The organism is Trinickia sp. (genome assembly GCF_035492435.1).
Taxonomy (GTDB): domain Bacteria; phylum Pseudomonadota; class Gammaproteobacteria; order Burkholderiales; family Burkholderiaceae; genus Trinickia.
The window spans coordinates 20,885-31,707 of the sequence record NZ_DATJJF010000219.1 but is presented as its reverse complement, the minus strand read 5'-3'; the positions used below and the strand labels follow the sequence as shown (position 1 = coordinate 31,707).

The window sequence follows — 10,823 nt, the reverse complement described above, 5'->3', positions numbered from 1 at the left end:
CGAGCCCACCGATCCGCTTTATCCGCGGCAATGGGGTTACAGCGCGCGTGCCGGCGGGGCGAACGTCGCCGCCGCATGGGATGTGACGACCGGTTCCTCGAACGTGGTGATCGCCGTTGTGGATACCGGCTACACCTCGCATCCCGATCTCGCGCCGAATCTGCTGCCCGGCTACGACTTCATCGCCGAACCTTTCTCGGCCAACGACGGCGACGGACGCGACCCCGACGCCACAGATCCAGGCGATTGGGCGACGTGGAAGGAATCGAGGGAATGCGGCGGTATTCTCGGCTGGTCGTCTGACAGCAGTTGGCACGGCACGCACGTTGCCGGCACGATCGGCGCTGCAGCCAATAACGGTGTGGGCGGCACGGGCGTCTCTTGGCAAGGACGCATCTTGCCTGTACGTGTGCTCGGCAAATGTGGTGGGCTGATGAGCGACATCATCGACGCCATCCGGTGGGCAGCCGGACTACCGGTGCCCGACGTGCCGTTGAATCCTTATCCGGCGAAGGTCATCAACCTGAGCCTCGGCATATCGGTACCGTGCAGCCGGAGCATGCAGGAGGCCGTCGACGACGCGATTGCGCGCGGCGCGTCCATTGTCGCGTCGGCGGGCAATGATGGCGATACGCCGGGCTCGCCGGCCAATTGCAAAGGGACCATTGCGGTCGCGGCCGTGGATCCGAAGGGCGAGAAGGCGCCGTTCAGCAATTTTGGGCCGCGCGTGGACATCGGTGCGCCCGGGGTCGACATCCTGTCGACAGCGAACTCGGGCAAAACCGTGACGCAAGAGCCCAATTATGTGACCTACGACGGCACCAGCATGGCAGCACCGCATGTGGCGGGTACGATCGGCTTGATGCTCTCGGCGAATTCGACGCTTACGCCCGAGACGATTCGTGCCAAGCTGATCGCAACGGCGCGACGCTATCCGGCAGGCTCCAGCTGCGAGGCAGTCGGGAAGGGGCCGATCTGCGGAGCGGGGATGCTCGATGCCGGCCGGCTGGTGGAATCGGTAAGGGGCGCAGATTCGCCCTCGCCCGGCCGTGCATCGGCTTCCGCTTTTTGACGTAGCGGGGTATGTGTCTGTGGCAGGCAAGCCGACGACCGAGCGCCGGCCGGTCGCGGCAAACCGCGTGCTCAGTGCGCGGCTGCGGCTGTGAAACCGCTGTTGGCTTGCTTGCTGCCCGATCTTGCCGCGGGGGCGGATCGAGCAGAAGCCGTTCTAGCTGAAGCTGTTCTAGTTGAGGCCGGTCGAACCGGAGCTTTGGCATGCACGACGGGCGTCCGGCCAATTGGCGCAGGATGCGCGTGTGCCGCCACGGGGCCGTGACCCGACGAGCCTGCTCGGTGCGGCTTCTTTCCATGGACCGGGCCGCTACGCTGCGCCTCATGCCCGTGTGCAGGGCTTGCTGCGAGCTGCGTCCCATGCGCGTGCGCCGGCCCTCCCGTTGTTTGCATCTCCTGTTTACGCTCGGGCACGAGCGCGTGGTCCGGCAAATGACCGCCATGATGTGCCATCACTGCACGCAGCTGCTCGCGCCGATGGAAGATGTCCGCGCGATGATCGCCATGCGCGTAGAGTTGCCGATGCCGAACGCCGTCCGGGCCGACCACCCAGATATACGTGTCGCCGCCGACGAATACGACGTCCCGGTCGGCCACCGTCGCCACGTAGGCGTCATACGGCATCGGTTGATAGGTTTCATACGGCATCGGCTGATTGGCCTGCGGAGCCCGGCCGGTCGCGACCGGGCCGCTCGTCGTCACGCACCCAGCAAGCACTACCGCGCCGACAAGCGAAGCGAGCAACAGTTTTGAAGATTTCAAGTTTTGATTTCCACTCGATACGATGTTGTCCCTGTTCTCCGCTTACGGCCATTGCCCAAGTTTCTTAAGTGTCAGAGCGCGCGCATTATTTCACACGGTTACGGTCTGACTCGCTTCACCCCAATAGCTCAGGCGGCAACTTGCCGCCGTGCGCCGCGAGCGCCTGCATCAATTCTTTATGCAGCCACACGTTCATCGTGGCCGAATCGTTCGTGTCTCCGCCGTATTTGAGCTCGTGCGCAAGCGCTTTGCGGTGTTCGAGACTACTGTCGATGCCGAGTGCCTTCATCATGTCGACGATGGACACCCGCCAATTCAGTGTCTGACCGCTTTCACCGACAAGCTTGTCCATCACTGCCTCGACGTCGACATCTGCGAGCGCCGTGGTGCCGCCAGCAGCTTGGGCGGCCGGGGCGTCAGCAGGCGCGGCGGCGGTGGACTCCGGACTTGGGCTGACCTCGGGTTGCGGTTGCCCCGGCTTCGCTTTCCCGAAAAGCTTGTTCACAATGTCACTGAAGATGCTCATTTCTCGATCCTTCTGGCCAGTAAGTCGTTGAGAAAGCACAAGCACGGTGGGCAACGACCGAAGCAACTTGTCCTGATGGACTGGGCGTGGGGCCGGGAGGCGAATGGATCGAACGACCTCAGGCGAGGCTGCAATCGTGATAGACCACGCTGGCGATGTGCTTCTGGTCGATCAGTGAGCGTTGCCGCTTTGCTCACCGTTGCTCGGTGCACGCGAACAGACGCGCAGGGAGGGATGAGCACAAAGCGCGCCCGGGGCATCGAGTACCCGCTTTACGCTGAAGATTCGGGACACTGACTATCAATGCTTCGCGAATGGCAACAATCGACACACCATGCTCACGCTTACCCATGTATCGAAACGCTACGGCGGGACACAGGCACGCGAAGTGTTGCGCTCGGTCAATCTCGAGTTACCCGCAGGGCAATGTCTGGCGGTGATGGGCGAATCCGGCGTTGGCAAATCGACATTGCTCAACCTCGCTGCCGGCCTCGATCGTCCCGACACCGGGCAGATCGTATTCGACGGGGACGACCTGCTGGCACTCGATGACGACGCCGTGACGCTGATACGACGTCGCAAAATCGGCTTTGTGTTTCAGGCGTTTCACGTACTGCCGAATCTGAGCGCGGCGCAGAACGTCGCGTTGCCGCTGCTGCTCAACGGCATGCGCAGGCACGAGGCCGCAATGCAAGCCGCTACTGCGCTTGCCTCTGTGGGACTTGAAGGCCACGCCAACGCGCTACCGCGCGAGATGTCGGGCGGGCAATTGCAGCGGGTGGCCATCGCGCGTGCGCTCGTCCATCAACCGCGGCTTGTCCTGGCCGACGAGCCGACGGGCAATCTCGACCACGACACGGCTATGCGCGTCTTGCGTCTGCTGCGCGATTCGACGCAGCGCACGGGCACCGGTGTATTGCTCGTGACCCATTCGGCCGCCGTCGCCGCCATCGCGGACCAAGTTTTGCGACTTACCCCAAACGGGCTCGAGCCGCACATCCCGAGCCTTGCCTGATCCAATCCGGGCCATGTCTTCCGAACGCGCCATGTCCCTCTTCCGCCGATCCGGCTTGGCGTCTCCCATCGGTTCTTACTATGGCGCGCTGATCGCGGCGGACCTTCGCGCTCATCCCTTGCGCGCGCTGGTTGCGATCCTTGCCATCGCCGCCGGCGTGGCGATGGGTTACGCGGTACATCTCATCAACCGCGCAGCGCTGACCGAGCTCTCATCAAGCATCAACTCACTGATGGGCGATGCCGACGTTCAGATCCGTGGCCCCCGGGCGGGCTTCGACGAATCCCTCTATCCGCGCATCGCGCGTCTCGCGGATGTCGCAGCGGCAAGCCCCGTCGTGGAGATCGATGCGCCCATAGCGGGGCGCGAAGCACCGCTCAAGCTGCTCGGCATCGACGCATTTCGCGCCGGCTTCGTTACGCCGAATCTCGTCGGACGCGTCGCGGGTGCCGAATCGGGCCCATTCGGCCTGCTGGCGCCCGATGCAGTCTTTCTTTCTCCGGCGGCTATGACCTGGCTCGGCGTCAAGCCCGGCGATGAGTTCGTCGTGCAGGCCGGCCTGCAATCCGTCGCGCTTCGCGTGGTGGGTGCATTGCAAGCCGTGCCCCCAGCAACGCGGGTTGCAGTCATGGACATCGGCGCGGCACAGTGGCGCCTGCACCGGCTCGGCACCTTGCAGCGCATCGATATCCGCTTGAGGCCTGGGGTAGACGTGGAGGCTTTTCGCAAAGCGATTGCGCCGTCGCTGCCGCCCGGCGTCGAAATCGTGACGCCTCGCGACAACGAGGACCGGACTTCCATGCTCTCGCGCGCCTATCGCGCCAATCTCAATGTGCTTGCGCTCGTCGCACTCTTCACCGGGGTGTTCCTCGTTTTGACGATGCAAACTTTGGCCGTCTTGAGGCGCCGTACGCAGTTCGCCTTACTGCGAGCGCTCGGTTTGACGCGCCGCGGTTTGCTGAGTCTCATCCTTGCCGAAAGCACTGTACTGGGCGTGCTGGGGGCCGCGCTGGGTCTTGCGATCGGTTTCACTCTGGCTGCTGCCGTGCTGCGCTATGCCGGCGGCGATCTCGGTGCCGGCTACTTCGAAGGAGTGGCACCGCTTGTGCATTTCGACGCGCTCAGCGCATCGATCTTCTTTGCGCTCGGCGTCGGCGCGTCCATACTCGGCAGCATTGCGCCTGCTAGCGAAGCCGCCCATGCGCCCCCTGCTGCGGCATTGAAGGCCGGGGATGAGGAAACGGCTGTCCGGCGGCTGCGCACGCGCTCGACAATGGCCCTCTCGTGCGGCGCCCTCATCGGCGGTTTGCTGTTGACACAACTGCCTCCAGTGGCAGGGTTGCCCGTATTCGGCTACCTCGCCATCGCCCTGATGATCCTGGGAGGCGTGCTGGCGATCCCTGCTGTATCGCATGCCATCCTCGCTGCATTGCCTCGTCCTAGCCACGCCGTGTCAGAACTCGTGCTCGCTCAATTGGCGCACGCGCCGGGGCGCGCCGCGATCGGTCTTGCGGGCATTGTCGTGAGCTTCAGCCTGATGACCTCGATGGCCGTCATGGTGTCGAGCTTTCGCATCGCGTTCGACGAGTGGCTACACCATGTTTTGCCCGCGTCGCTTTACATTCGAAGTGCATCGGCGGGCGACAGCGGATATTTGTCGCAGAGCGATCAGGCCGCCATTGCCGCAACGCCGGGCATCGAACGTGTCGAGTTTCTGCGGGCGACGCAAATCGCATTGAACGCGAGCCTGCCCGCTGTCAGTCTGCTCGCGCGGCCAATCGATCCGAGCAATCCTGGCGCACGCTTGCCGCTCGTCGATGGGCCGCTCATGACACGCGCTGGAGACCCGCCGCCCATCTGGATCAGCGAGGCGGTAGCCGACCTCTACGGCATGCACACCGGGCAGCGTGTCACGCTGCCGATTGCGTCTCAGCGCCTCGATTTCATCGTCGCCGGGGTCTGGCGCGATTATGTGCGTCAGTTCGGCGCCATCGTCATCGAAGCGAACGACTATCGCCGCTTGACCGGCGATACGCGCGTGACCGATGCAGCGTTATGGCTCGCGCCGGGCGAATCACCCGCCTCAGTCATCGCACGAATGCGCACGCGGGTAACGGGGGGGGATCGGCTGACGTTTGCAGAGCCCGGTGAAATCCGCGCCATGAGCCTTAAAATGTTTGACCGCAGCTTTGCGGTCACTTATCTGCTTGAGACCGTAGCAGTCCTCATTGGACTCATCGGGATCGGCGCGAACTTCGGCGCGCAGGCGCTGGCTCGTAGGCGCGAGTTTGGCGTGCTGCGGCATTTTGGCGTCCTACGCCGACAAATCGGGATCATGCTGGCGCTAGAAGGTGCGCTCGTCGCTTTGCTCGGGGTCTCTTTCGGGCTGCTGCTTGGCCTTGGCTTGGCGGGGGTGCTGGTGCACGTCATCAATCCGCAATCGTTCCATTGGACGATGAACATCCACATTCCGTGGCTACTGCTGGCCGCGCTCGCTTGCCTCGTCGTGGGTGCTGCCGCACTGACTGCGCGCGTGAGCGCACGTGCCGCGATGTCAGTCGATGCGGTGCGCGCGGTACGAGACGACTGGTGAAGCCTTGAAGCGACGCACATTCCTGCTGGGGGCGCCAGCGGCGCTGTCGGCCATGACGATGCTGGGCACGCCCTCAGCACGTGCTCGCTCGCCCGACTATGCCGCGGTGGCGCCCGGCCGCCCTCTTACGTTCCCGCGCGATTACGGCGCACATCCGGCGTTTCGCACCGAATGGTGGTACGTAACGGGATGGCTCGAAACCGACACTAAAACGTGGCTCGGGTTCCAACTCACGTTTTTCCGCTCGCGGGCACCATTCGACGATGCCAACCCGAGCCGCTTTGCCCCTCGTCAGCTGTTATTCGCCAATGCGGCGCTGAGCGACCCGCGTGCGCGTGCGGTGCGGCATGGTCAGCGCGCCGCGCGCACGGGGTTCGGGCTGGCACAAGCGAGCGAGGGCGACACCGCTGTCCATATCGACGATTGGTCACTTGATCGCGATGCGCATGGGCGTTACACGCTCGACATGTCCACGCCAGGCTTCGGCTTGGCGCTCGCCTTGCAGCCGACGCAACCGATGCTCATCAACGGCATGGCGGGCTACAGTCAAAAGGGACCCCTCCCAACGCAGGCCAGCTACTACTACAGCGAACCGGGGCTCAGCGTGGAAGGCAAAGTGCGAAGAGACAATGGCAGCAGCAAGTGGGAGCACGTGGTCGGGCGCGCCTGGCTTGATCACGAATGGTCTTCCGCGTTACTCGCGAGGGATGCTGTGGGGTGGGATTGGATCGGCATCAATCTCGACGAAGGCGGTGCAGTCATGGCTTTTCAGATACGCGACGCAAACGGGCACCGGTTCTGGGCCGGCGGCACGCTGCGTACGGTCGACGGACGCACACACGTGCTGTTGCCCGATGAAGTCAGCTTTACGCCGCTCAATTGGTGGCGCTCGCCGCATACGGGTGCGCACTACCCTATCGCAATGCAAGTTGACGCGGGAAACATCCATTTGACACTCGTGCCGCTGATGGATGATCAGGAGTTCGATGGCCGCGCGAGCACGGGCACGGTGTATTGGGAGGGAGCGGTCACGGCATTTCAGGCAGCGTCGGATTCGGAGACTACCGGCACGACGGCCGTCTCGGCACCGTTATCCCCGCCCGACGCGTTGGCGATAGGCGTGGGCCACGGCTATCTCGAGCTAACCGGGTATTTTCGGCGGCTCGATCTTTGAGGGTCACACTCCGCCGCCCGAGATTTGTTTTCCCGTGCAAGGGCAGCAGACATCGCATGTCGATCGACGCATACCCTCAAAGGCTTGCCCGCAATCTCACACGCCTCACACGCTGCCGCCTGTACCGAATCGCACCACGCCATCGTGGCCCTCGATACGCTCGAGTTCACCCGCATGCCACAACAGATGCAAATGCGCGAGTGCCTCACCCATCGCGAACGTCATCTGATGGATGTCGAGCTGCCGCCGGAACATGATCGGTACGATGTCGGCCGCGCTTTGCGGCCCGCGCGCGCAGGCTTGCCGCACCTCCGCGAGACGCGCGTCGTGATGCGCGCGAAGTTGCGCAATGCGAATCGGCAAACCGCGAAACGGCCGGCCATGCGAAGGCAGCACGAGCGCATCCGCGCGCATCGATTCGTAGCGGCCCAGCGATTCAAGGTAGAGCGCAAGCGGGTTGCCTTCGGGCTCGATATCGAACACCGAGACGTTGGTGGAGATGCGCGGCAACACCATATCGCCGGAGATCAGAACACCCGCGCCCTCGCTGTAAAGCGCGCAATGCTCGGGCGAATGCCCGTAGCCCGTCACGACGCGCCATTGATGTGCTCCGATCGAAACCGTATCTCCATCGCGCAAACGTCGGAATTGCGAAGGCACCGAGGGCACCAGATTCGCATAGTAGTGCCGACGATTGCGCAGCTTCTCGAGCGAATCGGCATCGGTTAGCCCGTGCCGCGCGAAATGACGCGCCGCTGCCTCGCCGCCCGCGTTGGACCCATCACCCGCGGACATGACACGACCAAACAGGTACTCGCCAAGGGTGATCCAGAGCCGCACGCTCCAGCGCTCGCCCACACCGCCCTTGCATAGCCAGTCGGCGAGCCCGACGTGATCCGGGTGACAGTGCGTCACCAGCACGCGCAGCACCGGCAAACCATCCAGTTGTGTATCGAAGATGGTTTCCCAATGCCTTTTGATGACGTCGTCGGCAATGCCGCAATCGATGACCGTCCAGCCTTGCCTGCCGTCGACCTCGTCGCGCAACAGCCAGAGATTGATGTGATCGAGCGCGAACGGCAGCGGCATGCGCACCCAGTAGACCCCGGGCGCGACTTCGCGGATACGGCCAGGTTCGGCAAGCGTGTCGCCAAACGGATAGTCGAGTTGGTGTTCAAGGGCATTCATCGGCAGTCATCCTTCAGACGGCAAAGCCTTCATCGGCACGCGCGTGCATTTGCCATTCGTCGCAAGAAAGCCGCTCGTGCTGTTGCGCTTTGTCCAAGTTGACGATAACGTAAACGTCGATCGATTCTATCCGATCCGCCCGAACTGCCGCGCTCGGCAGCCCGAGGCCGTACGCCCAAGCCGACGGGAGCCGACGCAAACACCATGAGTCAGCATTACACGATCACCGAGCTTGCGCGCGAATTCGACGTGACACCCCGCGCCATCCGCTTCTACGAAGACCAGGGCCTGCTCTCGCCAACGCGCGAAGGCTCGGGCGGGTTGCGGCGCGTCTACTCGAGTCGCGATCGCACCCGTCTGAAACTGACGCTGCGCGGCAAGCGGCTCGGCTTCACTCTGTCGGAGATTCGCCGGCTGCTCGATTTGTACGAATCGCCGACCGACACCGTGCCGCAGTTGCAAGCGTTCCTCACCACGATCACGCAGCATCGCGAAGTGCTTGAGCGCCAGCTCGAAGACCTGCACGCGACGCTCGATGACCTCACGCAGTATGAGATGCAGTGCAAGGCGATGCTGGTCGAGAGTGGGGTCGCCGAGGCTGAGCGCGCATGAACCACTTCCCGAAACTGCTGTCCTCGCAGATCGGCTTCGATGTTGCGCAGTCGATTCTGGACGGCTTCAACCGCCACTACCGCGCGTTTCGCGAGGCGGGCGTGCACGCCAAGACGCTCTTCGAAACCGGCGATTGGCACGGCGTGCAACGGCTCGCGCGCGAGCGCATCGCGTCGTATGACAACCGCGTGGAGGAATGCGTCGCTCGGCTCGAAGACGAATACAACGCCGAGAACATCAACGACGAAGTCTGGCAGCAGATCAAGCTGCATTACATAGGGCTCCTCACGAGCCACCTTCAGCCCGAATGTGCGGAGACGTTCTTCAATTCGGTCTGCTGCAAGATTCTGCACCGGTCGTACTTCAACAACGACTTCATCTTCGTGCGGCCGGTCATGTCGACCGAGTACCTCGAAAACGAGGAGCCGGCAGCGAAGCCGACCTTTCGCGCCTACTACCCCGGCAAGGACGGGCTCGCTGCAACACTCGAGCGCATCGTAACCAATTTTCAGCTCGACGTGCCGTTCGAGAATCTAGAGCGCGATGTGGCCTGCCTGATCGACAGCCTGCAAGACGGGGATGGCCCGTTCGAGCCAGCGTTCAACTTCCAAGTGCACGTGTTGTCGTCGCTGTTTTTCCGCAACAAGGCGGCGTACATCGTCGGGCGCATCATCAACGGCGAGCTGCTGCTGCCTTTCGCGGTGGCGATCCGCCACCCGCGAGCTGGCCTCTTGGCGCTCGACACCGTGCTGCTTCGGCGCGAACAATTGCAGGTCATTTTTAGCTTTTCGCATTCGTACTTTCTCGTCGACATGGAAGTGCCTTCGGCCTATGTCGACTTTCTGGCGACGATCATGCCGGGCAAGCCGAAAGCGGAGATCTACACGTCGCTCGGCCTGCAAAAGCAGGGCAAGAACTTGTTCTACCGCGATTTGCTGAAGCACCTTTCACATTCGAGCGATCGGTTCATCATTGCACCCGGCATCAAGGGCCTCGTGATGATCGTCTTTACGCTGCCGTCGTTCCCCTACGTGTTCAAGGTCATCAAGGACAGCTTCCCCGCCCCCAAGGAAACGACGCGCGAAAAGATCCAGGAAAAGTACCAGCTCGTGAAGCGTCACGACCGGCTGGGCCGCATGGCCGATACGCTCGAGTACTCGAGCGTCGCGTTACCGCTCTCGCGCCTCGACGATGCGCTCATACGCGAGCTCGAAGACGAAGCGCCCTCGATGATCGAGTACGAGGGCGACGCGATCATGATTCGCCATGTGTATATCGAGCGTCGCATGGTACCGCTCAATCTGTTTCTGCAAAGCGGAACGGAGTCCGACATCGAGCACGCCATCAAAGAATACGGCACCGCAGTGAAGGAGCTGATTCAGGCGAACATTTTCCCGGGCGACATGCTGTACAAAAACTTCGGCGTGACGCGCCACGGCCGCGTCGTCTTTTACGATTACGACGAAATCGAATACCTCACCGACTGCAACATTCGTCATGTGCCACAAGCACAGAACGAGGAAGACGAGCTGTCGGCGGAGCCTTGGTATCGCGTGGGCCCGAAGGATATTTTTCCGGAGACGTATGGCACATTCCTGCTCGGGAACCCCACCGTGCGGCACTACTTTCTACGCCATCACGCTGATTTCTTCGATCCCGCGCTATGGCAAAAGCACAAGGAGCAACTGCTCAAGGGCGAATTGCCCGACTTTTTTCCTTATGAGGATAATTTGCGCTTTTGCAACCGCTACCCAGAACGCTTTGTCCAACCCGCGCCCAGCGACCCGCAAGCACAGGCAAGCAATGGCGAGCGAGCGGCCTATACCCATTGATAGGACCTGATACTCGCCGCCTCGGCCGGCCAACATCCAATGTCAGCAAC

General features: G+C 62.6%; 9 protein-coding genes. 6 read left to right on the top strand and 3 right to left on the bottom strand.

What is annotated here, in order from left to right:
* A partial coding sequence (locus VL598_RS15915; RefSeq protein WP_325327688.1) for a S8 family peptidase occupies positions 1 to 1,072 on the top strand: 1,072 nt, incomplete at its 5' end.
* A 71-nt stretch (positions 1,073 to 1,143) separates the two neighbouring features.
* Here the strand turns inward: VL598_RS15915 and VL598_RS15910 are convergent.
* Both VL598_RS15910 and VL598_RS15905 read right to left on the bottom strand, forming a co-directional pair.
* Positions 1,144 to 1,833, bottom strand: a complete 690-nt coding sequence (locus tag VL598_RS15910; protein WP_325327687.1) for a hypothetical protein — start codon at positions 1,831 to 1,833, stop codon at positions 1,144 to 1,146.
* 115 nt (positions 1,834 to 1,948) lie between these two features.
* Positions 1,949 to 2,359 carry a DUF3597 domain-containing protein gene (locus VL598_RS15905; protein WP_325327686.1) on the bottom strand — a complete coding sequence of 137 codons (411 nt, stop codon included), beginning with the start codon at positions 2,357 to 2,359 and terminating at the stop codon, positions 1,949 to 1,951.
* A gap of 334 nt (positions 2,360 to 2,693) precedes the next feature.
* On the opposite strand from VL598_RS15905, the gene VL598_RS15900 reads away from it, so the two are divergent.
* Genes VL598_RS15900 through VL598_RS15890 form a run of 3 tightly spaced genes read left to right on the top strand, consistent with a single transcriptional unit; the run spans position 2,694 to position 7,141 of the window.
* Positions 2,694 to 3,374, top strand: coding sequence for an ABC transporter ATP-binding protein (locus VL598_RS15900; RefSeq protein ID WP_325327685.1), 681 nt, complete (start codon positions 2,694 to 2,696; stop codon positions 3,372 to 3,374).
* A gap of 31 nt (positions 3,375 to 3,405) precedes the next feature.
* The gene (locus tag VL598_RS15895; RefSeq protein WP_325327684.1) at positions 3,406 to 5,967 is read left to right on the top strand and encodes an FtsX-like permease family protein; all 2,562 of its coding nucleotides are present in this window, start codon (positions 3,406 to 3,408) and stop codon (positions 5,965 to 5,967) included.
* 4 nt (positions 5,968 to 5,971) lie between these two features.
* Positions 5,972 to 7,141, top strand: a complete 1,170-nt coding sequence (locus VL598_RS15890) for a carotenoid 1,2-hydratase (protein ID WP_325327683.1) — start codon at positions 5,972 to 5,974, stop codon at positions 7,139 to 7,141.
* Between the two features lie 105 nt (positions 7,142 to 7,246).
* Here the strand turns inward: VL598_RS15890 and VL598_RS15885 are convergent, their stop codons facing one another.
* Positions 7,247 to 8,329, bottom strand: a complete 1,083-nt coding sequence (locus VL598_RS15885) for an MBL fold metallo-hydrolase (RefSeq protein WP_325327682.1) — start codon at positions 8,327 to 8,329, stop codon at positions 7,247 to 7,249.
* A 204-nt stretch (positions 8,330 to 8,533) separates the two neighbouring features.
* Here VL598_RS15885 and VL598_RS15880 point away from each other — a divergent pair, with 204 nt between their 5' ends.
* Positions 8,534 to 8,941, top strand: coding sequence for a MerR family DNA-binding transcriptional regulator (locus VL598_RS15880; RefSeq protein ID WP_325327681.1), 408 nt, complete (start codon positions 8,534 to 8,536; stop codon positions 8,939 to 8,941).
* Positions 8,938 to 10,773 carry a bifunctional isocitrate dehydrogenase kinase/phosphatase gene (gene aceK, locus VL598_RS15875; protein WP_325327680.1) on the top strand — a complete coding sequence of 612 codons (1,836 nt, stop codon included), beginning with the start codon at positions 8,938 to 8,940 and terminating at the stop codon, positions 10,771 to 10,773. The genes VL598_RS15880 and aceK overlap by 4 nt, the downstream gene beginning before the upstream one ends.
* Positions 10,774 to 10,823: the final 50 nt, after the last annotated feature.